The organism is Chryseobacterium sp. S90 (genome assembly GCF_047444895.1).
Lineage (GTDB): Bacteria > Bacteroidota > Bacteroidia > Flavobacteriales > Weeksellaceae > Chryseobacterium.
This window is the reverse complement of the sequence record NZ_JBLGCX010000001.1, coordinates 1,314,261-1,337,030: the sequence shown is the minus strand read 5'-3', so window position 1 is coordinate 1,337,030 and position 22,770 is coordinate 1,314,261. Positions and strand designations below refer to the sequence as shown.

17 protein-coding genes are annotated in these 22,770 nt (G+C 35.2%); 11 read left to right on the top strand and 6 right to left on the bottom strand.

The features are described from left to right. Window positions 1-13: 13 nt before the first annotated feature. Window positions 14-1,237 (bottom strand): hypothetical protein, encoded by a 1,224-nt coding sequence (locus ACLMCG_RS06200; protein WP_414136863.1) that lies wholly within the window; start codon window positions 1,235-1,237, stop codon window positions 14-16. 535 nt (window positions 1,238-1,772) lie between these two features. On the opposite strand from ACLMCG_RS06200, the gene ACLMCG_RS06195 reads away from it, so the two are divergent. From ACLMCG_RS06195 to ACLMCG_RS06185, 3 genes are all read left to right on the top strand, one after another. Continuing rightward, window positions 1,773-2,234 (top strand): hypothetical protein, encoded by a 462-nt coding sequence (locus ACLMCG_RS06195; protein WP_413959194.1) that lies wholly within the window; start codon window positions 1,773-1,775, stop codon window positions 2,232-2,234. Between the two features lie 78 nt (window positions 2,235-2,312). Continuing rightward, on the top strand, window positions 2,313-2,681 hold the full coding sequence (locus ACLMCG_RS06190) for a hypothetical protein (RefSeq protein WP_413959193.1): 369 nt from the start codon (window positions 2,313-2,315) through the stop codon (window positions 2,679-2,681). Continuing rightward, window positions 2,681-3,121 (top strand): hypothetical protein, encoded by a 441-nt coding sequence (locus ACLMCG_RS06185; protein WP_413959192.1) that lies wholly within the window; start codon window positions 2,681-2,683, stop codon window positions 3,119-3,121. Before ACLMCG_RS06190 ends, ACLMCG_RS06185 begins: the two co-directional genes overlap by 1 nt. Window positions 3,122-3,820: 699 nt before the next feature. Here the strand turns inward: ACLMCG_RS06185 and ACLMCG_RS06180 are convergent. Further along, window positions 3,821-4,165, bottom strand: coding sequence for a MerR family transcriptional regulator (locus ACLMCG_RS06180; protein ID WP_047383183.1), 345 nt, complete (start codon window positions 4,163-4,165; stop codon window positions 3,821-3,823). Window positions 4,166-4,370: 205 nt separating this feature from the next. On the opposite strand from ACLMCG_RS06180, the gene ACLMCG_RS06175 reads away from it, so the two are divergent. Further along, window positions 4,371-5,252, top strand: a complete 882-nt coding sequence (locus tag ACLMCG_RS06175) for an AraC family transcriptional regulator (protein ID WP_413959191.1) — start codon at window positions 4,371-4,373, stop codon at window positions 5,250-5,252. 186 nt (window positions 5,253-5,438) lie between these two features. On the opposite strand, the gene ccoG is transcribed toward ACLMCG_RS06175, so the two are convergent. Further along, a complete protein-coding gene (ccoG, locus tag ACLMCG_RS06170) occupies window positions 5,439-6,881 on the bottom strand; it encodes a cytochrome c oxidase accessory protein CcoG (RefSeq protein WP_413959190.1) in 1,443 nt (480 codons plus the stop codon). 257 nt (window positions 6,882-7,138) lie between these two features. Here ccoG and ACLMCG_RS06165 point away from each other — a divergent pair, with 257 nt between their 5' ends. Further along, the gene (locus ACLMCG_RS06165) at window positions 7,139-8,032 is read left to right on the top strand and encodes an SMP-30/gluconolactonase/LRE family protein (protein WP_413959189.1); all 894 of its coding nucleotides are present in this window, start codon (window positions 7,139-7,141) and stop codon (window positions 8,030-8,032) included. Window positions 8,033-8,266: 234 nt separating this feature from the next. Here the strand turns inward: ACLMCG_RS06165 and ACLMCG_RS06160 are convergent, their stop codons facing one another. Then, window positions 8,267-9,574, bottom strand: a complete 1,308-nt coding sequence (locus tag ACLMCG_RS06160; RefSeq protein ID WP_413959188.1) for a DEAD/DEAH box helicase — start codon at window positions 9,572-9,574, stop codon at window positions 8,267-8,269. Between the two features lie 554 nt (window positions 9,575-10,128). Here ACLMCG_RS06160 and rpsA point away from each other — a divergent pair. From rpsA to ACLMCG_RS06140, 4 genes are all read left to right on the top strand, one after another. Continuing rightward, a complete protein-coding gene (rpsA, locus tag ACLMCG_RS06155) occupies window positions 10,129-11,919 on the top strand; it encodes a 30S ribosomal protein S1 (RefSeq protein ID WP_047376953.1) in 1,791 nt (596 codons plus the stop codon). 384 nt (window positions 11,920-12,303) lie between these two features. Then, window positions 12,304-14,931 carry a T9SS-dependent M36 family metallopeptidase gene (locus tag ACLMCG_RS06150; RefSeq protein WP_413959187.1) on the top strand — a complete coding sequence of 876 codons (2,628 nt, stop codon included), beginning with the start codon at window positions 12,304-12,306 and terminating at the stop codon, window positions 14,929-14,931. A 124-nt stretch (window positions 14,932-15,055) separates the two neighbouring features. Beyond that, complete coding sequence (locus tag ACLMCG_RS06145; protein ID WP_413959186.1) at window positions 15,056-16,042, top strand: EamA family transporter; 987 nt, start codon at window positions 15,056-15,058, stop codon at window positions 16,040-16,042. Between the two features lie 81 nt (window positions 16,043-16,123). Beyond that, entirely contained in the window at window positions 16,124-17,116 is a 993-nt protein-coding gene (locus ACLMCG_RS06140) for an alpha/beta fold hydrolase (protein ID WP_413959185.1), read from the top strand. Window positions 17,117-17,198: 82 nt separating this feature from the next. Here the strand turns inward: ACLMCG_RS06140 and ACLMCG_RS06135 are convergent, their stop codons facing one another. After that, window positions 17,199-18,338, bottom strand: coding sequence for a multidrug effflux MFS transporter (locus ACLMCG_RS06135; protein WP_413959184.1), 1,140 nt, complete (start codon window positions 18,336-18,338; stop codon window positions 17,199-17,201). Between the two features lie 75 nt (window positions 18,339-18,413). On the opposite strand from ACLMCG_RS06135, the gene ACLMCG_RS06130 reads away from it, so the two are divergent. Continuing rightward, window positions 18,414-19,196 (top strand): AraC family transcriptional regulator, encoded by a 783-nt coding sequence (locus ACLMCG_RS06130; protein ID WP_413959183.1) that lies wholly within the window; start codon window positions 18,414-18,416, stop codon window positions 19,194-19,196. Between the two features lie 173 nt (window positions 19,197-19,369). Here the strand turns inward: ACLMCG_RS06130 and rplS are convergent, their stop codons facing one another. Continuing rightward, window positions 19,370-19,726, bottom strand: coding sequence for a 50S ribosomal protein L19 (gene rplS / locus ACLMCG_RS06125; protein ID WP_047376947.1), 357 nt, complete (start codon window positions 19,724-19,726; stop codon window positions 19,370-19,372). 293 nt (window positions 19,727-20,019) lie between these two features. Here rplS and ACLMCG_RS06120 point away from each other — a divergent pair, with 293 nt between their 5' ends. Further along, on the top strand, window positions 20,020-22,758 hold the full coding sequence (locus ACLMCG_RS06120) for a fibronectin type III domain-containing protein (protein ID WP_413959182.1): 2,739 nt from the start codon (window positions 20,020-20,022) through the stop codon (window positions 22,756-22,758). The last annotated feature ends 12 nt before the right edge of the window (window positions 22,759-22,770 follow it).

Below are 22,770 nucleotides of genomic sequence, written 5' to 3'. Positions count from 1 at the left end.
GGAATCGTTTAAGCTATTTTACATATAATCTCATCCTTTCTTCATACTCAGGTTTCAGTTTTAAAAGTTTCCATATTTTTCTGTCATCAGGATTACTGATCCGGTAGAAAATGATTTTGTCTGCAGAATATTTGAAATAGGGATGGTTCTTAAGCCATTCTTCGGGGGCGTCTACTAATGAATATCTGGGTACATCTGAGGAATTTAACGGTGCTATTGAGATCAGCTTTTGAACAAGATCCTGATCAATATTGTATGTACTTAAAATCTGTTGCTTATTGATAAAGCCTCCGAGTTTTTTTCTAAAGCCAATCATAGAGCCAGCGCTTCTTTCATCCAAACCAAATTCTATAAGTTGTCTGAAAGTAATAGTGTTGAGATCTGTTTTTGAAAAATCAGTTTTTTCCTGCTGTTTTTCCTGGAGTTTGATATAAGGTTTCATTTCCTGAAATTTCTCAGCAGAAATCACAAAACATTTCTGCAGATCTTCCGGATTTTTAAAACTTCCCCGTAGATTTCTGTCCCGGTAATTAATGATTGTAATGGCTTGCTTTTCCGAAAATCCAAAGGTTTTCCAGCCCTCTAGATCCAGCTGATTAGGATCAAAAGACCGGTATTGAATTTTTTTGACTGTATTATTCTTTGCCGAATTTTGAAAAGATTCGGGAGTTTTCGCTGGTAAAAGTAAATAAGGCTCAAGTTTGATATAATTTTCCGGAGAGATGATAAAACATTCTTTAAACTTCTCCTTACTGATAAAGCTTCCTCCCAGATAATTTCTGTATTTTAAAATAGCTTCTGCCTGTTTTTCACTGAACCCCATTTTAAGCCAATCATTAGCAGAAAACCGATCAGGATTGAATTTCCCTGAAATAATAATTTCTTTCTTTCCAAACGTATTAAATCCTTTTGAATTTCCTTTTTCTGCTATTTCAGGAAGTAAAATGAATGATTCCAATTCACTGAATTTCTCGTCAGAAATAGCGTAACATTTTTTCAACTGTTCTTTTGACATAAACTTTCCCCCTACAATATCTTTATATTTAAGAATTGTAGCAGTCTGCTTCTCTGAAAAGCCAAGTTTCTGCCATTGCTCTTTGTCCAGTGTATTGGGATCAAAATCGGATAGATTTGCAGAATTTGAAGAACTAGTAATAAACTTTATATCAGGAAAAGGTTCTTTTTCCCGGCTGGTGTATTTCTGATAGGCCAATAAAATAGTCAGCAATGTGACCATAAATGCCAATTTCTGGTAATAGCTTTTTCTCATCATGAAGTAAAAATATCAATAAAAATAAAGTGTGTCAATGGTTGATAATGAAATGATTAAAGATGATATGCAGATTTTGTTTAATACTTAAAAAACAAATGGAAATTTGATATTTTTTATGATATAATTTCGTAGGGATATGGTAACTCTTCGGAATTTAATAATTTAGATATATCTAAATCAGAAGATAAAAAAGTTCATTTAGTTTATTTAAATGAAAATTATTTTAAATAAAATAGTAGTGATTCAAGATAAAGTGTAATAAATACTGATGATTCAGGTAGTTCGAAAACTGTCGGATATAGCAATTATGATTTAGCAGAAACAATTTATCATGAAATAAAGTCTCATATAGAAGATTCCACAGGAGGAGCCAATGGGGATCATATTAAATATGGAGCCGATGCTTTTAAGCTTATAGTACCACGTACATCTGGATTTCCTTCATAAATAATTATGAATCAGCTTATTAAAGTTAGAGAATATGCGAAAAAAGAAAAAAATGACAAGCAGAATTAAAAAAACAACATTTTTATTAATCTTATTCTTACCTTTTACTAGTATTATAAAAGGGCAGATTTTAGAGTTTTATAATCCAATTGTTGTAACTTATAGATCAGGAATGTTAAACAATGAAAAAGTTAATGCAGGAATATTCGATTATTTTAAACAAGATACTTCTAAGATGAAGTATGAATATTTAAAATATGATTCTGACAAAGAAAGTTTGTATAAATATGATGATACTAAGAATTCTTTCCAAAAAATTTTATGCTTAAAATCTGAGAATTTTAAATCACTAAAAAAAATAAAATTAGGAATATTCGATGAATTTAATTTAACTAGAGAAAACTCTAAAAGTTTTATAGCTTCCTCACCATATGGAAAATATCCCCCCCATCATAAGATAGTTACTTCAATAGATATTCTTCAAAAAACAAAAGAAGTTAATTATAAAAATTAACTATCAAGATGAATTTGAATGGAAGTATTTTGGAATATTAATTCTTAACAGATTATAAATATGAAAACTTAGAAGATAATGAATAATAAGATACAAGATCAAGATAAGAGGTTAGCTTTAAAGTTGGCTTTTGTGTATACCACTGCTGGGACAGTTCTTGGAGACGCACCACTCGGAAATTCAATTACAGCAACTGTTAATGCAAAGAATGGAGATATAGATACAATTACGCAGGAAATTGGTCATACTTTTAGTTTAGAACATATCTGGGAGCCAAATTCAGGAGTTGAAGCTACTTCTGCCAATATTAACAATAGGATGAATTCATATGAAAACCCAACTTCTTCAATGAAAGGATTAGGTATGGAATTTAATAAAAATCAGATACAGAAGATGGAAGAAACTGTTAAAGCTAACTCATTTAGATTGCCAAAAAATAAAAAATAATGAAAATAATATTTTTTTTAATAATTGTTTTACTGACCAACAATAGTTGCTTCGCACAAAATAATATTGATTTTTATTATCAAGATAAAACGAAAGCAACAGAAACAGATAGTACGGCATATAAATCTTATTTGGAAAATATTCCAAAAGAATTTCTTAAAAAAGATGACGAAGTTTTATTATTTTTTAATAATGCTGCTTTTATTGACGACGTAATCACTATTAATGGTAAAAAATATAATTTTGATAATTATACCTGTGGGTATAGAGAAATTAAAATTTCTAAAGGAAATAAAAAGATAAAGATTACGTCTAAGAAAAAAGAAAAGATGGAGTTTAATTTAAAAAAAGGAATTGATTATATTATTATTAGCGGAGACTTTGATAATAAATGGAGTGTTACATTTTCAGAATATTTTCCAGCAATGAATTGTTTATAAGTAATCTTTGATAGTATAGATTGTAATCCCGCTGGCCCGAGAGTTTCGCTCGTGTCACGAATAAAACAAAAACCACTGTTTGTGCAGTGATTTTGTTCATTTTCATTAGAGCTTTATATCTTAAGAAGCTCCTCATTTGTCAGGTAATTTTTCATTCATTTAAAAAATATCCATAAAATATTCCTATCATATTTATTAAAGTGTCGGGAACTATTTTATAAACTGTCTTCAGTGGCTTCGGAAGTGTTTTTGGCCATTATAGTAAGTCTTTGCAGTCGCTCATTAATTTGCTATAGCCATTTCGTAAACTGTCCCAGCCATTTAAGAAATGCCTTCAAACACTATTGTAAATATCTCCGGGCGCATTATCAAATAGGTATAACTACTTTACAACCGTCTCAACCGTTTTTATAAGTCACTTTATCCACTTATCAAAGTGGCTGGAGACCGTTAATGAACACCTCTAGCCCTTATATAACAGGGTATACCCCCTTGCCCAAGGGGGTAGAGGGGGGATGAAGAGGGATGAAAAGTAAAACCATTAGCGGTTATGTTTTTTATTAATAGGTTTCCAGCTTATCATAACTATAGAAAAAGGCATTTCCTCCTGGAAGCTTACCCAGATTTGATGGGTAGTAGAGAGTATAAACAAAAAATCCGCTGCATTTACTGCAGCGGATTTTAATATATTGTATAAAACTATTCTTCCTCTCTTTCTCCCAAAGACTCTTTTAATTTAATAAGCTCAGCTTTTACAAATTCAAGCCTGTCGATAAGGGTGATGGTTTCGGAGATTTTACTGTTTGTAGTCAGGGCGATACGGGCTCCGTCCAGAGTGTATCCTTTTTCTTTTACCAGATGGTAGATCATCTGAAGATTTTTGATGTCTTCAGGAGTGAAATATCGGTTGCCTTTTCTGTTTTTTTTAGGTTTGATAATAGGGAATTCCTGTTCCCAGTAGCGTATTAATGAAGTGTTTACATCGAATGCTTTTGCTACTTCTCCTATAGAATAATACAGTTTATCAGCTAAATTTATTTTCATTTTACGACTCCTAAACTTCAAAGATAAAAATTTTTTAAAGTTGTATCCAAATATATTGGAAAAACTACAGCCTGACTTTCATTATACAACAGCAAACTTATCCTGAATTAGCATACATTAGTTTGTAACGGATAAGAAAGATCGGTATTACTGGTCCTTTTTTGTCTACATTTGTGAATCCTTACCACATATATAAATTTACTTAATGAATCCTATTTCTGTTCTTCATATCGACCTTTTCCAGGCAGGTAAAAACACCTCAGATTTTTATTTTAACACCATGAAGAATCATTTGGTGGTAGGACATCGTCATATAGAAAAGCCTCACAGGCATGATTTCTATGCTGCTGTTCTTTTCACCAAAGGAGTAGGGATACATGAAATTGATTTTCAGAAGTATGATGTTTCTGAGGGAAGCCTTTTCTTTCTTTCACCCGGACAGATTCACAGTTGGGAGCTTTCGGAAGATATAGAAGGGTATATTTTCTTTTGTTCTCAGGAATTTTATGAAATGCATTATGTAAATCAGAAACTGAGGAATTTCCCTTTTTTTGGATCTGTGTCTTTTCCCAGAAAACTTCAGCTGGATGCTTTGGAATTGAAGAAGAATATTAGTTTATTTAAGGAACTCGGAGAAGAGCATCAGGCTAAAAATATTATGAAAGAGGGACTTATTTTGTCACTGATGTCTCAGATCTTTATTAATTCCACCCGATTATTTTCAAAAGATTTTGATACACAGGCTTCTGCTGCCGGACTTTCCTATTTTAAACATTATCAGGATTTTGAAAATTTGATTGAACAGCATTTTGCAGAATATAAATCGATTGCCCATTACGCTTCCTTATTAGGTATTTCATCCAAACATCTGAATAGAATTGTACAGACCGTTGTTCAAAAAACAGCTACAGACGTGATTATAGAAAGAGTGGTACTGGAAGCCAAAAGAATGTTGATGTATCTGGATGAAAGCCTGGTTGAAATTGCTTTCAGATTAGGATATGAAGAATATTCCTACTTTGTAAGAGTATTCCGGAAAAGCTCCGGAATGACTCCCACGCAGTTTATGAGGAAATATAAGGCTTAATGAGTTTAAAGTTCAAGGTTCTGAGTTGAAGGTTTATGGCATAAAGTTGAAGGTTTAAGGTTGCTGGTTGTTTTGGTTACGAGTTGCGGGTTTCTTTTGTTTCGAGTTTACGAGTTGCTGGTTACACACAACCTTAAACTTTGAACCTTGAATTCTCCCTAATCCCTGCAACCTACCATCTGCAACCTACAAAGCTAACTTAAACGGTCCTTCAAAAGTTGTTTCAAATGAATCTACCAGTTTTCCTTTTTCATCAAACACTCCGATGATCATATTTTGTTTTGAGAACTTAATCTCATCTTCAGGGAAGGAAATATTGATGTTTCCTTTCAGAATCTGGTCTCCTTTCAATATGATTTTTTCAGAACCGAAATACGTGATTTCTGCATTCGATGGAGTGATAACTTTGATGCTTAAAGTCTTTTTCTCATTAGATTTATTCAGAAGTGTATAAATAAAGGTATTGGTAATCTTACCATTTTTAACGAAAAACGTAGAGCCAGCTGGTTTAATGAATTTCGCTTCCATAGAGCCGCGGTCATACATTAAAAATCCAAGGAATCCGATCAGCAATGCCAGAATAACGGTCGTTGCTTTCATTCTCGGAGTAAATCTGAACTTCTCGCTGTTTTCAATTTCTGATTCTGTAGCATAACGCACTAATCCTTTGGGTAAGCCTACCTTTTCCATGACTTCATCACAAGCATCAATGCAGGCAGTACAATTCACACACTCCAATTGCTGCCCGTTTCTGATGTCAATTCCCGTAGGACAGACAACAACGCATTGGTTACAATCTATACAATCTCCCTTCCCAGCCGCTTTTCTGTCTTCATTATTTCTCCATTTGGAACGGCCTTCCCCTCTTTTAAAATCGTAATATACGTTGATTGTCTGTTTATCAATTAAAACTCCCTGAAGTCTTCCATAAGGACAAACCAGAGTACATACCTGCTCACGAAGCCATGCAAAAACAAAATAGAAAGTCATCGTGAAAAAGATCATCGTAATGAACTTTAAAGGATGTTCTGAAGGTCCTTCCTGCATAATCTGGAAAACCTGTTCATAGCCTACAATATACATAAACATGAAAGTAGAAATGATCAGGGAGATCAAAATAAATACGGACCATTTCGTCACTCTTTTTCGGATCTTCTCAGCATCCCATTCCTGTCTGTCGAGTTTCATTTGCTTATTTCGGTCTCCTTCTATCCAATATTCTATTTTACGGAAAACCATTTCCATAAAAAGGGTTTGAGGGCAAAGCCAGCCACAGAATATCCTTCCGAAAACCACGGTAAATAACATTACAAAAATGACAGAAGTTACGGCACCTAATGCAAGGATAAAAAAGTCCTGCAGATAGAAAGGCTGTCCGAGGATAAAGAATTTCCTGTCGATAACATTGATGAGCAAGAAAGGATTATTGTTGATCTTTACAAAAGGCAGCCCGAAAAATAAAGCAAGAAGAAAATAGCTGGCGTAATTCCTGTAGTTGGTGTATTTTCCTTTTGGTTTTCTGGGGAATATCCACTTCCTTTTTCCGGTTTCATCCATTGTTCCCACCGAATTTCTGAAATCTTCATTTTCAATTTCTAAAGATTTGATATTGTTGGACTCTGCGCTCATTATTGTATGCTATAAAAGTATTTTGGTACTATTTTTAACAGAATTTACCTTCTTTTTTGCATTGATTTTTCCATTGAAAAAAGTGATTGACCCTGTTACTGCAAAGCTCCGGATTATATCTTTTTATTACTAATATGATCTACTTCAAAAATAGGACAATTGGGACATTTTGTATTTATGATTTTTATTGTATCAAAACGGGAAAATATTTTGAAACCTGTAGGTCATATTGTAAATTGCAGGTTTAAAAATGAAGTATGAAGAATATCTTTAAAATAGGCATGATTGGTTTGGTTTTCGCATTGGTAAACTGTCAATCAGTAAATTATAGTAAAATGTTTTATGAAGGAGTAAAACCGGAAAAGGTTTCCGATACGTTCAGTTTCACAGAAGGACCATCAGCAGATAAAGAAGGAAATGTTTACTTTACCGATCAACCCAATGATAAGATCTATTATTGGGACTGGAAAAGCAATACAGTCATAGAGTTCTTAGACAAGACGGGAAGGGCAAACGGAACGCACTTTGACAAAGACGGATATTTGATTACCTGTTCAGATGATCAGGGAGAAATCTGGAAAATTTCCAAAGACAAAAAAGTAGAAGTTCTGCTTAAAGGTTTTGAAGGAAAAAGGTTGAACGGTCCCAATGATGTATGGAATGACGAAGCCGGAGGAATGTACTTTACCGATCCATTGTACGAAAGAGATTACTGGGTCGGTTTTAAACAGGAATTACCACACAAAAGCCTTTATTACAGAGATAAATCAGGGAAAGTAACCAAGCTGGATACATTTACCCAGCCGAATGGAATTGTAGGCAGTGAAAAACTGAAAAAATTATACCTTTCTGATATTGATGCCGGAAAAACATATGTATATGACATATTGGACGAAGGAAAGCTGTCTGAAAAAAGACTTTTCTGTGAAATGGGATCAGACGGAATGGAGTTAGATAAGCATGGCAATCTTTACCTTACAGGAGATGGAGTACATGTTTTTAACCGTTCCGGAAAGAAAATTTACCATATTCCTATCCCTGAAAAGTGGACTTCCAATGTAACTTTTGGTGGAGAAAATAATGATATACTCTTCATTACCGCCTCAAAATCTGTGTATACTTTTCCTACTAAAGTAAGGGGGATAAAGTAGTATATTTCTTATAACAAAAGAGCTCTGAAGTTACCACGAATGGAACATCAGAGCTCTTTTGTTATATTGTTGAAACCACCCCGTCAAAAATTCTCTGAATTTTCGCCACCTCTCCGGAGGAGGGGAATTCTCTCACAGTTAATTACTTTATCTTTGAAAATTGAAGATTTTTACAAGCTTATGTGAACTTTATACACAAATTATCAACTTAAAAACTTTTGTGACTTTTGTGGTTTAATAAGCAACTTCCATTTTTACTTTCTTTCCTTTCAGTTTTTCGTTTTGCAGCTTTCTTAAAACAGCATTGACTTTACTTCTGGAAACAGCAACATAGGAAGTGGTGTCCTTTACTTCAATCAAACCGATATCTTCTTTCTGAAGTTCTCCTTTTTTGATAAGATATCCCACAACATCCACTTTATTAACCTTATCTTTTTTTCCGGCACTAATATAAATAGTCTGGAAAGGTGTTTTTTCCGGAACTTTAGTAAATCCGGCAACACTTTCTTCAGGGGTATTATTTTTAATGAACGGGAAATTTTCGTCCTCTGTCATGATCAGATAGACAAAACCTTTGGCATTCATCCTTGCAGTACGTCCGTTTCTATGAATAAAAGCATCTTCTTTTGGAGGAAGCTGATAATGTACAATAGATTCTACCTCCGGAACATCAAGTCCACGGGCAGCAAGATCCGTAGTGATAAGAATTCTTGCAGAATCATTTCTGAATTTCAGCAATGCACGTTCTCTTTCGTCTTGTTCCATTCCGCCATGGAAGGTTTCTCTGTCGATTCCCATCTGATGAAGAAGTTCAGAAATTCTGTCAACAGCTTCACGGTGGTTACAGAAAATAAGAGTTCTTTTATTTCCTATTTTACAGATTAAATTAAACAAAGTATCCAGTTTTTCCTCAGAAATTGTCATTACTTTTCGCAATTGAATGTCTGGTTTTACTTCACTGAGTTTTAAAAAGTCGATTGTTTTTTCATTTTTAAGACCTGTAAACGATGGAATTTCATCCATTGCAGTGGCTGAAGTTAAAATTCTTTGTGAAAGTCCTTTTAATGAGCCGGCAATAAACTCCATATCTTCATGGAAACCTAATTCCAGCGCTTTATCGAATTCATCAAGAACGAGGGTTTTAATCGTTTTCGGATCGAAATTATTATTTCTCACATGGTAAGCAACTCTTCCCGGAGTTCCTATTAATACTGCAGGAGCTTCAATTAAATTGTTAACCTCAATCTTTTTGTCATGTCCACCGTAACAAACAGATACTTTATAATCTGTTCCCATTGCTTTGAAAACCTGTTCAATCTGTAGAGCCAATTCTCTGGCCGGAACCAATATCAATGCCTGAACCCCCTGAACATTTTTTTTCAGATTCCGAAGAACCGGGAATAAAAAAGCAAGAGTCTTTCCAGATCCTGTAGGAGAGAGTAAAACAATGTCTGTATTGTTTTCAGACGCATTATAAGTAGATTTCTGCATCTGATTCATATCCTGAATCTGCAGCTTCTGGTAGATTGATTGTAGTTCCATGGTGCAAAGGTAGTGAATTTAAGTGGGTGCTGTGTGGGAGAGTTTGAGGGTTTGAGAGTTCTGGAGTGATAGCGTTTTAGGGTTTGAGAGTTTGAGGGTTTAGAGGGATAGGGAAGTGCTGCTCTTCTTTAATTGTTATTGTTTTAATTCTGGGTTACTGTCATTCTGAATGAAGTGTAGCGAAATGAAGAATCTCATTTTATCTACTATTAGTTATAGGTGCTTCGTAAACTACGTTTGTAAACTTTAAGTTTATGCTCAGCATGACAGCGAATATTGCTTCATTCTAAATTTAAAACAGTTAGTATTAGATATGTCATGCTGAGCGAAGCCGAAGCATTATTTTAATCAAAATATTGATTTTTAAATATATAAGTTAAATATTAACGCGCTGAAACCTGTTGTTTATCTCAAATAAAATTCCTATCTTTGCACCCACTTTTGTGGCGAAAAGGTTTGATGGGTAAATTACTTAAAATTAATTACTTCCGTATTTTTTAATCCGCATTTATTCAAACCGTTAAAAAAGAAGGAATACAAATTTTTATTAGAAAATGTCAAAAGAGACAAATTCAGCAGAGGTTTTATTAAACCAAAACGTAGCACCAGAACAATTTGATTGGGATTCTTTCGAATCAGGTCTTGATGCAGATGCGAGAAAAGAAAAAAGCGATTTAGAAGAAATCTATAACGGATCTCTTAACAGCCTGAACGATAATGACGTTTTAGTTGGTAGAGTTGTAAGATTAACTGACAAAGAAGCTATCGTAGACATCAACTTCAAATCTGAAGGTGTTATTTCTCTTAACGAATTCCGTTACAACCAAGGCCTGAAAGTAGGTGACGAGGTAGAAGTAATGGTTGACAAGAGAGAAGACAAAACTGGTCAGTTACAATTATCTCACAGAAAAGCTAGAACGCTTAAAGCTTGGGATAAAGTAAACGAACTTCACGAAACTGGAGAAATCGTTAACGGTTTTGTTAAATCAAGAACTAAAGGTGGTATGATCGTTGACGTTCACGGGATCGAAGCATTCTTACCTGGTTCTCAAATTGACGTTAAGCCAATTAAAGATTACGATCAGTTCGTAGGAAAAACTATGGAGTTCAAAGTTGTGAAAATCAACCCTGAGTTCAAAAACGTAGTTGTATCTCACAAAGCATTGATCGAAGCAGATATCGAAGGTCAGAAAAAAGAAATCATCGCTCAGCTTGAAAAAGGTCAGGTTCTTGAAGGTACTGTTAAGAATATTACTTCTTACGGTGTATTCATTGACCTAGGAGGTGTTGATGGATTGATCCACATTACAGACCTTTCTTGGTCTAGAGTGAACCACCCATCTGAAATCCTAGAAGACGGACAGACTGTAAAAGTTGTAATCCTTGATTTCGATGATGAGAAAACAAGAATCCAATTAGGTATGAAGCAATTAGAAGCTCATCCTTGGGATGCTCTTTCTGCTGACTTGAAAGTAGGTGATAAAGTAAAAGGAAAAGTAGTAGTTCTTGCTGATTATGGTGCATTCGTAGAAATCGCTCCAGGTGTAGAAGGATTAATCCACGTTTCTGAAATGTCTTGGTCTACTCACTTAAGATCTGCTGGAGATTTCGTAAAAGTAGGTGATGAAGTAGAAGCTGAAGTATTAACTTTAGATAGAGAAGAAAGAAAAATTTCTCTTGGTATCAAGCAATTGTCTAAAGATCCATGGGAAAACATCGAAGCTAAGTATCCGGTAGGATCTCAGCATGTAGGAACTGTAAGAAACTTCACTAACTTTGGTGTATTCGTAGAGTTAGAAGAAGGTATCGACGGATTAATCTACATCTCTGATCTTTCTTGGACTAAGAAAATCAAGCACCCATCTGAGTTCTGCGCAGTAGGTGATAAATTAGACGTTGTAGTTCTTGAATTAGATATCCAAGCTAGAAGATTATCTCTAGGTCACAAGCAATTGACTGAAAACCCATGGGATAAATTCGAAACTAAATATGCTGAAGGAACTATCCACGCTGGTAAAGCTGTAGAAGTTCACGATAAAGGAGCTTCTGTTCAATTCGAAGATGCTGAAGTTGAAGCATTCTGCCCTTCAAGATTATTAGAGAAAGAAGATGGATCTAAAATCAAAAAAGGTGAAGATGCTCAGTTCAAAGTAATCGAATTCAACAAAGAATTCAAGAGAGTAGTAGTATCTCACACAGGTATCTTCAGAGACGAAGAAAAGAAAAACGTTAAAGAATCTTCTTCTAGAAACGTATCTTCTTCTTCAAACAACGAAGAAAGATCTACTCTTGGAGACATCGATGCATTAGCAGAGTTGAAAAGAAAAATGGAAGAAGGTAAATAATCTTTGAACCATTGATATATAAGGAGCCGCTCGTTTGAGCGGCTTTTTTTATCTCTATACTATAAAGTAAAAATATGATAAAAGAAAGAGTAGGTAATATAGCCTTTTTAAAAAATAATAATATAAAGTAAAAGGAGATAATCATTAAAAATATTACAGTGATGTGTGACTTATTTGATGAAATAATTACATTGTGAAGATTTAAAAATTCGTTAAATATAATGTGGTAGGCATAAATTTATGACGAGGTTCTCTCTATTGAGATATATGTAAAATGATGTTAGTTTGACAATTTCTAATGTATTTATTAATTTTTTTATTTTTAATAAAAAAAATATTAAAGTTATGTGAATTATTTGTAGATTAGCGGCTTTAATAATGGATATGAAAAATAGAGCTCTACCCCTTTTGTTTGCAGTATTTTCTGCATTTCCGACTGTATTGTTCGGACAGGATAATGAAAAACTGATTAAGGATTATATTTCTCAAAATAAAATAAGAGAATATAAAAAGTCTGATCTTAATAATATCATTGTTGATATTGTAGATCCTTCAAAATCCTTAAATGGTAATGTTGTGAAATTTTTACAGACTTATAATGGTTTGCCAATTTACAGCTCTGTAGGAACAGCATTGATCAAGGACAATAAAATTGTTTATTATACAGACAATTTTGTGAAAGATTATACTGCATCTACATCCGGTACAGCTGCTATTAATAAAAGCACAGCTCTTCAAAAAATTGCTGAAGATCTGAAAAACCCTGATATTGCAAATTTTACAATTCTTGAATATCTTGAAAAGACTCAAAAAAAAGCCACATCAGCCAATCAAAGACTGGTATATACCAATGATGAGAATGGAAACCTGCGTTTAGCCTATGAATATACCTTAACGGAACCAAAGACTCCGAATTACTGGAATATTTTAGTAGATGCCAATAATGGAAATATCCTGTTAAAAAATAACCTGACTTTATCTTGTAATTTCCATCATGATGCTTATAGCTCAGATGCTGAATACAGCCATGCTGATCATTTTGAAAATACTCTAATGGGGCCTCAAAATAATGTAGCACAGAATAATATTCCGTTACTTTTACCGGATAATGCATCCTATAATGTATTTCCATTGCCAATTGAAGCACCTACTTTTGGTTCAAGATCAATCATTACTAATCCCTGGATTCTGAGTGCTTCCCCGGAAGGATGGCATTCTGATGGTACCACTCATTATACTGTTACAAGAGGAAATAATGTTTTTGCCTATGAAGATGCTGCAGGAACAGCTTTAACAGCACCTGATTATCTTACAGGAGCTCCGGCAGATGGTGGGGCAACAAGAAATTTTGATTTCCCTTTTAATATCAATGAAACTCCGTTAAACAACAGAAATGCTGCTATTACGAATTTATTTTATCTGAATAATAGAATTCATGATGTTTTCTACAAATTCGGATTTACAGAATCTGCCAGAAATTTCCAACAGAACAATTTTGGTAATGGACCTGTAGGAGGAGATGATGATTCTGTATATGCAGAGGCGCAGGATGGCAGCGGATTAAATAACGCAAATTTCTCTTCAGGACAGGATGGTTATAATGGTAAAATGCAGATGTACCTTTGGTCTCCGGTAGGAAGAGTATTCTACTATAATGCACCAACGGCTGCTGTTTCCCGTACACCGGGAGCTGGGACTGCTCAGTTCGGTACTCCATTACCTATGAGCGGAATAACAGGAGATGTAGCGCTTTCATCAGTTTTGGATGGTTGTACAGCTTTGCCTGCAAGTTCATTGACTGATAAAATAGGACTGGTTGAAAGAGGAACATGTTCTTTTGCTGTTAAAGTGAAAAACCTTCAGGATGCCGGAGCTAAAGCAGCGATTGTTTATAACAATGCAGTGAACGGAGCTACTATAGGTAATATGGCAGGTAATGATCCAACAATTACAATTCCTTCGGTACTTATTACTAATGCAGAGGGAGAATATATCAAAACTCAGATGGCAGCAAGTACTACTGTAAATGTTACCCTAAAAGGAAATATGACTCCTGATGGAAGTTTTGATAACGGAATCGTAACTCATGAATATGGTCACGGAATATCCAACAGAATGACAGGTACAGGATATAACTGTCTGAATGCAGGAGTGAGTAGAGAACAGATGGGAGAAGGATGGTCTGATTTCTTCGCCTTAATGTTGACTAATAAAGCTGGAGACAATGCTACTGTGGCGAGAGGTACAGGTACTTATGCTATAGGTCAGGCGATAACAGGTGGTGGTATCAGACCTGCAAAATATTCAACAAGTCTTGCTGTTAACGGATTTACATATGGAGATACCAATGGAATGGAATACAATAACGGATCAGCAATCGTTCCGGATGTACACTCTATTGGTTTCGTTTGGGCTACTATGCTATGGGATCTTCACTGGAAATATGTTGAAAAATACGGATATTCTTCAGATGTATTATCCACAACTCCTAATGGAAGTACAAAAGTATTACAGCTGGTAACAGATGCTCTGAAACTTCAGGCATGTAACCCTAGCTTTATTGATGGAAGAAATGCAATATTAGCAGCAGAGCTGGCAACAACTGGAGGTGTTGATAAATGTATGATCTGGGGCGTTTTCGCAAGAAGAGGTTTAGGAGTGAATGCATCTGCGGGAGTGAAGAATAATATTAATGATCAGGTTCAGGACTTTAATGTACCGGAACAATGTTTATTAGCTACCAACGAAGTGAATGGTGATAAGAATAAGAATATTTCTATCTATCCAAACCCTGCTAAAGACGAGTTTTATATCAACTTCCCAAGCAATACTCTTGGAAAAGTAAGCGTAGAACTTTATGACATGTCTGGTAAACTGGTTTCTTCTGAAGATAAAATTTCACCGGATGCTAAGAAAGCAATTTCTACAAGCAATCTGGTAAACGGAACTTATATGGTGAAAATCAAAGGACTTGGTTTTGAAGCCGCTTCAAAAGTAATGGTTAAAAAATAATTTACTTATATTTAATTTCAAAATCGCCACAAGCTTGCTTGTGGCGATTTTGTTTATCTATCATTATAACACTTCGGATTGGTTTAATTTATATGTCGTAACTTTGCAGGCTGTAAAAAAAATTATGAAGAAGAAAAATATACTAAAAGGTGTTTTATTTGTAGGGATTGGAGCTAGTATATACGGTATGTTGGCCACTTTTGTGAAAATGGCTTACCATGATGGTTTCACCACTTCGGAAGTAACTACTTCTCAGTTTGTATTAGGTTTGACCGGACTTTTGGTCCTTAATCTTATTCAGACCCTAACCTCAAAACAGAAATTATCGTTGCCAGATTCTAAAGAAGTAAGAATGCTATTGCTTGCAGGGACTTCTTTAGGAGGAACAAGTTTATTCTATTATATTGCTGTACAATATATCAATGTTTCAATTGCCATTGTGCTGTTGATGCAGTCGGTATGGTTTAGCGTGGTGGTGGAAAGTATCATCACAAGAAAACTGCCCAATGCAAGAAAAGTGGTTTCTGTAGTTATCGTATTGCTGGGAACAGTTTTGGCAACGAATCTTATCAATATGGAAATTGAGCTGGACTGGCATGGAGTCTTCTGGGGACTGATGGCCGCTGCGTCGTATACCTTGACGATGTTTACTTCCAATACGCTGGCAACCCATCTTCCGGTTTTCAGGAAAAGTATTATCATGTTGGCGGGCGGTTCTGTAGTGGTTTTTGCATTTTTATTCTTTGCTCAGATCGGGCCTATGTATTTTGATGGTTTAAAATCATTATACTTGAATTTTACAGATAATACAGAACATATTCACTCATTCAATTATTCAATATTCCTGACATACGGATTTGTACTGGCTCTATTTGGAACCATTATTCCACCAATTTTATTCAATATCGGATTTCCAAATGCAGGGTTGGGTCTGGGAAGTATTGTTTCCTCACTGGAACTTCCGGTTTCTGTGACGATGGCCTTTGTTTTATTAGGTGAGAAAGTATTTCTGATTCAATGGATAGGAATTGCTTTGATTCTTTTTGCGATTGTTTTGATGAATTTACCTTCAAAAAAAGTAAAAGAAGTTTCGGTGGCAGAATTGTCTTAAAAAATATTTAAATAAAAATAACAGTTGAAACCATTCCTTTTGGAGCGGTTTTTTTTAATTTTAATCTTTAAATAAAAGTTCATGAAACATTTCAGAAATATAACGGCTGCTTTTGCGTTGATGGTGTCCGGTTTTATGTTTTCACAGGTAAAACCTCTGGATGCAATGCTTTCCGATTATAAATACCCTTATGAAGTCCATTTTCTTAATTTGAAGTCTCAGGGAGAAGATTTGAAAATGGCTTATATGGATGTAAAGCCACAAAAACCTAATGGAAAAACAATAATGCTTCTCCATGGAAAGAATTTCAACGGAGCGTATTGGGAGAAAACAGCAAAAGATTTGTCTGCGAAAGGATTCAGAGTGGTGATTCCTGATCAGATTGGGTTTGGTAAATCATCTAAGCCTCATGCTTACCAATTTTCTTTTTCACAACTGGCAGAGAATACGAAAGGAATTTTGGATGAACTGAAAATTGATAAAGCGATTGTTCTGGGGCATTCAATGGGTGGAATGGTAGCGACTAGATTTACATTGCTGTATCCGGAAAAAGTACAGAAACTAATTCTAGAAAATCCAATCGGGTTGGAGGATTATAAGACTTTTGCAGCATATCAGACAATCGACCAGGCGTATCAGTCCGAACTGAAAAATACTGCGGAAACCTATAAGAACTATCAGCTCAAATTCTATTATGATAATAAATGGAAAGAAGAATATCAGCCCTGGCTTGATCTGATTGCAGGATGGACACTCCATAAAGATTACCCTCAGGTAGCCTGGGATGCAGCGCTTACCTCGGATATGATCTATAACCAACCAGTATGTTATGAATTTAAAAATATAAAAGTTCCCACACTGCTTATTATTGGAACAAGAGACAGAACGGCAATCGGAAAAGATAGAGCACCCAAGGAACTTCAGCCAAAAATGGGACAGTATCAGGAATTAGGAAAGAAAACCCAGCGTGAAATTGCCGGTTCAAAGCTTGTGGAGATTGAAAACGTAGGGCATCTTCCACACATCGAAGTATACCCTCAGTTCTTTGAAGCTCTGTATAATTTTATACAATAAAATATTTGAAACATTAAGTTTTTGTTGAGTGATTAAAATAGTAAGCTATTTGGCTTTCCTTAAACCTAATGTTTCAAATTTATTACTTTTTACGATCAATAAATAGTAATGCACAAACTCCAATTCCGGAAAACAAGACACAGGAAATCCCTAAATTCTGTATAAAACCAATACTTATCAGACCTAAACCTATCAGAATGTAATAAATCAGTCCCAGCAAAGCTCCTGCACTTCCGGTTTCGTTTTTATAATTGATAAGCGCAGTACTCAGAACATTTGGAATTGTAATGCTGAATGCCATCACAATAAAAAAATAAGGAATTAAAAAGTATATCCCTTTACTTGCCAGAATCCATACGAAAATAGAAGTGATAAATGCCGCAAATGTACCTGCATTAACTAAGTTTTTAGGTTGTATATTCCTCAATAACAGAAATCTGTTAAGTTTTGCTCCTGCAAATGTTCCGCCAGCCAATATAATACTGCTGTATCCGAAAACATAAGAGGAATAATGATATTCTTTAAAGATAAATGGAGCCAGTGAATAGTAAGAAAACAGCAAGACATTAAAGCTCATAATCAATAAACAAGATTTTATAATAGCTTTGTCATGAAGCATTCTCTTTAATAATTCAGTTAAAATACCCATATTGATTTCTTTTACTGAATGCCGGGTTTCTGAAATTTTCTTACAGGAAAGAATATAAAACAGCCCTGCAAGCAGGCATAATGTTACGAAAACACCCTGATGTCCAACGGAAGAAGTCAATACTGATCCGGTAATCATTCCAACTACAGGACTTATGGATAACCCAATTCCGATCCAGGAGAATACTTTGCTGATATTATTTTGATCATAGGTATCTCTTAGAATTGTTTGTGTCACAATAGAGCCCACAGAAATTCCAAATGCAGAAATAATCCTGGCACAAAGGAAAATCATGAAATTGGGAGCAAAAATAGCTGTCAGTGTTCCAATTCCATAGGTGATAAGCCCGAATTCAAGGGATTTTTTCCTTCCGATCCTGTCACATTGTATTCCCCAAAATGCTACTCCCAGCGCAAATGCTATAAAATATAGGCTGATCGTCAGGGCAACAGATTCTTCTTTCACTCCGAACTGTTCCTGAACCATTGGTAAAACCGGGCTGTAAATAGTTTCTACAAACTGAGGAAGCATTACAAGTACGGTCAGGAGCCAGATAGGATTTGTCTTTTTCATTTTTTTCTGCAAAGTTTCCAAAATTTCAATGTATATTTATAATGATATAAAAACAAAAAATATCAAAAATAAGACATGGCTGTATTAAAGCAAAATGAAGAGTTTGATGCGGATTCTATTCGGGGAAAGGTAATTGGGATAGCTTCTGATATGGTGATGCACGATTCCGGCTTTCATTTTCATACAACGAAAGCTCAGTTATTATATGCGCCATCTGGTTGTATGACTGTTACTACTTCTGACAGGCAGCTGGTTCTGCCTCCATTCAGAATGCTCTGGATTCCTGCCAATGAGATTCATCGGGTAAACTTCAGAAATATTGTGGCTTACAGATCAATCTATTTTGACGAATGTTATGCAGAAAAATACATGAATTCAAGTCTTAGAGTTTTGAACGTCAATCCATTATTAAAAGAAATCATCGAAAGGATCTGCTTTTGGGAATGGTCAGAGCTCAGAAATGATCAGGTCAGTCTGCTCAATGTATTTTGGGATGAAATAAGCGGAGCTCCGGAAGAAAAGCTGGAGCTTAAAATACCACAAGACAGGCGTTTTAAAAAATTTTCAGAAGAATGGACTCTGCGCTATGCCATGCCGCCGATGTTGAAAAAACTTGCGGAAAAAACCGGGGCCGTAGAAAAAACAATCAGCCGTATTTTTAAAAAAGAAACAGGGTTGTCTTACCAGGAATGGAGGCAGCAGTGGCGGTTGCAGCGATCAATTGAACTTTTGGTGGAAGGGAATTCAATAGGTGAGGTGTCTCATATTTTGGACTTCTCTTCAGATAGTGCTTTTATTGAGTTTTTCAAAAAACAGACAGGCTCGACTCCTTTGCAATACCTCATAAAGCATGAGTAATATCTTTACAGGTGATAAAAGAGATTGGATAGATGAACCTTGACAGGGTTGAACAATATGGATAATCAGGAAACAGGAAAAGGAACTCCAAATAGAAAATAAAGAAAATTTTAAACAAAAAAAGAGACTGTTTATGGGTAAACAGCCTCTTTTTGTATGTATTGTTGTCTGAATTATTTCTTCTTGTAAGCAGCGTCTTTGATTCTTGCTTTTTTACCTCTAAGGTCTCTGAAGTAGTAAATTCTAGCTCTTCTAACTCTACCTTTTCTATCAAGCTCGATTTTTTGAAGCGCAGGCAGGTTAATAGGGAATACTCTTTCTACACCTACATCACCACTCATTTTTCTGATAGTGAAAGTTTTTGTAGAACCAGTACCTCTTAATTGGATAACTGTTCCTTTGAAGAACTGAGTTCTTGTCTTTTGTCCTTCTTTAATTTCGTAATACACAGTAATTGTATCACCTGCTTTGAATTCAGGGAATTCTTTTTTAGCAATGTACTTGTCTTGTACGTACTTTAATAAATCCATTATTAATAAAATAAAATGTTAAAGCTAAGCAACTTACACGTTCTTCGTCAGAGGTTGAATAACAGGTTGCAAATGTACAAAATAGTTTTTGAATATGCCAAATAATTAATGTACTAAAAACTATAATTTTTTCATTCCGGTTTTGCTAAAAAATTAACGGTTTCTTTAAAATACCATCAGACAGAGTTTATATGGGAATTCTACTTTTGCCCGAAATAAAAAATCTTAACACCGATTTTTAAATTCCTGATTCACAACTTAAAACTATATGTTATTTTAAAACTAAAGCTATTATGAAACATTATTTCTTCTTTTTTTGTTTCGCGGTCCAGATGGCTTTCGGGCAGGTTTTGTTTCCTTATTTACAAAATCCAACCCCGAATTCTATGATCGTCAATTGGAAAACAGCTTCCAATAATGAAACAACCGTGATTTACGGAGATTCTCCAACGAATTTGAACGTGACGGTAACAGGAACTACCAATATCTTTTCAGATACCGGATACAACAACAACTATTATTATCATACGGCAAAGGTTACCAATCTACAGCCGAATACGAAATACTATTATAAAATAAAAACAGGTACCAGCGAGTCTGCTGTCTACAATTTCAGAACACTTCCTTTGCCGGGACAGGCTGTAACGGCAAATGGAAAGATCCGTTTTCTTATTATGGGTGACAACCAGATTAAAGCTGAACCCAGATATGATACACTTACTTTGAATGCCTATAAAAAATTAAAAGAAAAATTCGGAGCCACTTCAGATCCGTCTGATAATATTGCCCTTACTTTTATGGTGGGAGATCAGGTGGATGTAGGAACATTGGATCATTATGAAAATGTTCACTTTAAAAAGAACATCAAATTATCACCGTATCTGCCTATTCAGACAACAGTAGGAAATCATGAAACCTATGGAACGATGGGAATGAATTCTTACTATGCTCATTTTTATATTGATGAAATTAGTTATAAAGGAATAAGCTCAGGAAATGAAAATTATTATGCTCAGCAGGCTGGGAATGTATTATTTGTAAGTTTAAGCTCAGAACATACGGGATCTGCACAGCAGACATGGCTTCAACAGGTCTTAACAGCAGCTAATAATGATACTACAGTAGACTGGATCATTTCTTTAAGCCACAGACCTTATCAGGCTGAACAATATGTAGGAGATATTTCTACATGGGTAAGAGAAAATGCTGTACCGCTTCTGGTAACTTCTGATAAATATTTAATGCACGTGGGAGCCCACCATCATTTATACCACAGAGGACAGCTTAAAAATACACCAAACTATCAGATTATTTCCGGTGGAACGGCTTGGGATCAGTATTGGGGAATGTCTAATGAAAAGGATTTTGATGATGTTCAGAAAACTTTGACAGACTGGACGTACCAGATTGTAGAAGTAGATGTTCCGACAGGAAAAGTGGATATTGAATGTTATTCCATCGGAGGAGTTTACAACAAGAAAAATAATGTACTGGTAGATTCTTTCCACAGGTATAAAAATCAGCCTAAACCGGCAAAACCATCCATTACAAACAATTTCTCGGGGATTATTACTTTACCTTTGACATTGAATGGAAGTGCATTTGCCTCTTCAAATAATGAACTGCTGAACACAACACAGTTTCTGATCAGTAAGACGTCCAGTTTTTCTGTGATTGAAAAAGAATTCTACCGCGATTTTGAAAACTGGTTCGGAAAAGACGGAAACGGAACTCCGGATAAAACCAAAAACCTGAATGATGGCGTAGATATTACAAAAGCAACATTGGCTGCGAACTCTATTCCAAACGGAATCTATTACGTGAAAACGCGTTACAGAGACAGAAACCTGGAATGGAGTGAATGGAGTGATGTAAAGCAGTTTGAAATTACAGGAAGTGTTGTTTCAAATCCTACATTTACTTTAAATAAAACAGAATATGCCCAAAATGAAGCAATTACTGCTACTTTCACCGGAGGTCCGGGGAATCAGCAGGATTGGGTAGGAATTTATAAAAAAGGGCAAACGCCGGCCACTACTACTTCACAGATATATAGTTATACTAACGGACAGGTAGCAGGAACGGTTACTTTTAATAATGGTATGGCTAATAAAGGTCAGTACTTTGCAGGTTTTTTTGCTAATGGTGGTTATACAGAAATCACTCCAAGAAAAGAGTTCTATGTAGGACCGAAAGTTCAGCTGCAGACAACTTCTGATACGTATCCGGTAGGAGGAACGGTTGTTGTTAATTTTACAGATGGTCCCAATTTACAGAAAGACTGGATCGGAATTTATAAAATGGGACAGACTCCGGGAACTACAGCCTCTATCAAATGGAGCTATGTAACTACTGCATCAGGAACGCTTAATTTCACAGGACTTCCGAAAGGATATTATTACGCTCAGTATCTGCTGGAAGACGGATACAACGGAATCGGAGAGAAGGTATTCTTTAAAGTAGGAGATATCGTGACTGATCTTTGGATCAATAAACCGGTATATACTTTAGGTGAAAATATTACCGCTTCATGGACAGATTCTCCAGGGATTATCAAAGACTGGTTGGGAATTTACCCACAAAGTGTTCAGACACCGGATGATAACTTCGTTTCTTATACCTATTTTGACGGAGTGACTCAGGGAACAAAAACAATTCAGGGAACAGCAGTACCAGCTACACCAGGAAATTATTATATGGTTATGTTTACCAATGATTCTTATACGGAAGTTTCAAACAGAGTACAGTTTCAGGTAACTTCACCAACATTAGGAACTGAAGAAACCAGAAGTACAGAGAAAAATGTAGTGCTGTATCCAAATCCGACCAAACCGGGACAGCCTACTTTTATCAAAAGTGATTACCCGATTGAGAAAATCGAATTGGTTTCAGCTTCGGGAGAACTGCTTTATGTATCGAAAAATATCAATAACCAACGTTTCTCTTTGGTGAATGAAAATCTTCCGGCAGGCGTTTATTTTGTAAAAGTACACGGAAGAAAACTATTTACTTTAAAGCTGATTATTCAGTAAGGTAAACTAAAA

What these genes read in the sequence shown, in the direction of transcription:
- ACLMCG_RS06200 (WP_414136863.1), bottom strand. Translation starts at nt 1,237, where the DNA reads ATGGTCACATTGCTGACTATTTTATTGGCCTATCAGAAATACACCAGC.
- ACLMCG_RS06195 (WP_413959194.1), top strand. Translation starts at nt 1,773, where the DNA reads ATGACAAGCAGAATTAAAAAAACAACATTTTTATTAATCTTATTCTTA.
- ACLMCG_RS06190 (WP_413959193.1), top strand. Translation starts at nt 2,313, where the DNA reads ATGAATAATAAGATACAAGATCAAGATAAGAGGTTAGCTTTAAAGTTG.
- ACLMCG_RS06185 (WP_413959192.1), top strand. Translation starts at nt 2,681, where the DNA reads ATGAAAATAATATTTTTTTTAATAATTGTTTTACTGACCAACAATAGT.
- ACLMCG_RS06180 (WP_047383183.1), bottom strand. Translation starts at nt 4,165, where the DNA reads ATGAAAATAAATTTAGCTGATAAACTGTATTATTCTATAGGAGAAGTA.
- ACLMCG_RS06175 (WP_413959191.1), top strand. Translation starts at nt 4,371, where the DNA reads ATGAATCCTATTTCTGTTCTTCATATCGACCTTTTCCAGGCAGGTAAA.
- ccoG (WP_413959190.1), bottom strand. Translation starts at nt 6,881, where the DNA reads ATGAGCGCAGAGTCCAACAATATCAAATCTTTAGAAATTGAAAATGAA.
- ACLMCG_RS06165 (WP_413959189.1), top strand. Translation starts at nt 7,139, where the DNA reads ATGAAGAATATCTTTAAAATAGGCATGATTGGTTTGGTTTTCGCATTG.
- ACLMCG_RS06160 (WP_413959188.1), bottom strand. Translation starts at nt 9,574, where the DNA reads ATGGAACTACAATCAATCTACCAGAAGCTGCAGATTCAGGATATGAAT.
- rpsA (WP_047376953.1), top strand. Translation starts at nt 10,129, where the DNA reads ATGTCAAAAGAGACAAATTCAGCAGAGGTTTTATTAAACCAAAACGTA.
- ACLMCG_RS06150 (WP_413959187.1), top strand. Translation starts at nt 12,304, where the DNA reads ATGAAAAATAGAGCTCTACCCCTTTTGTTTGCAGTATTTTCTGCATTT.
- ACLMCG_RS06145 (WP_413959186.1), top strand. Translation starts at nt 15,056, where the DNA reads ATGAAGAAGAAAAATATACTAAAAGGTGTTTTATTTGTAGGGATTGGA.
- ACLMCG_RS06140 (WP_413959185.1), top strand. Translation starts at nt 16,124, where the DNA reads ATGAAACATTTCAGAAATATAACGGCTGCTTTTGCGTTGATGGTGTCC.
- ACLMCG_RS06135 (WP_413959184.1), bottom strand. Translation starts at nt 18,338, where the DNA reads ATGAAAAAGACAAATCCTATCTGGCTCCTGACCGTACTTGTAATGCTT.
- ACLMCG_RS06130 (WP_413959183.1), top strand. Translation starts at nt 18,414, where the DNA reads ATGGCTGTATTAAAGCAAAATGAAGAGTTTGATGCGGATTCTATTCGG.
- rplS (WP_047376947.1), bottom strand. Translation starts at nt 19,726, where the DNA reads ATGGATTTATTAAAGTACGTACAAGACAAGTACATTGCTAAAAAAGAA.
- ACLMCG_RS06120 (WP_413959182.1), top strand. Translation starts at nt 20,020, where the DNA reads ATGAAACATTATTTCTTCTTTTTTTGTTTCGCGGTCCAGATGGCTTTC.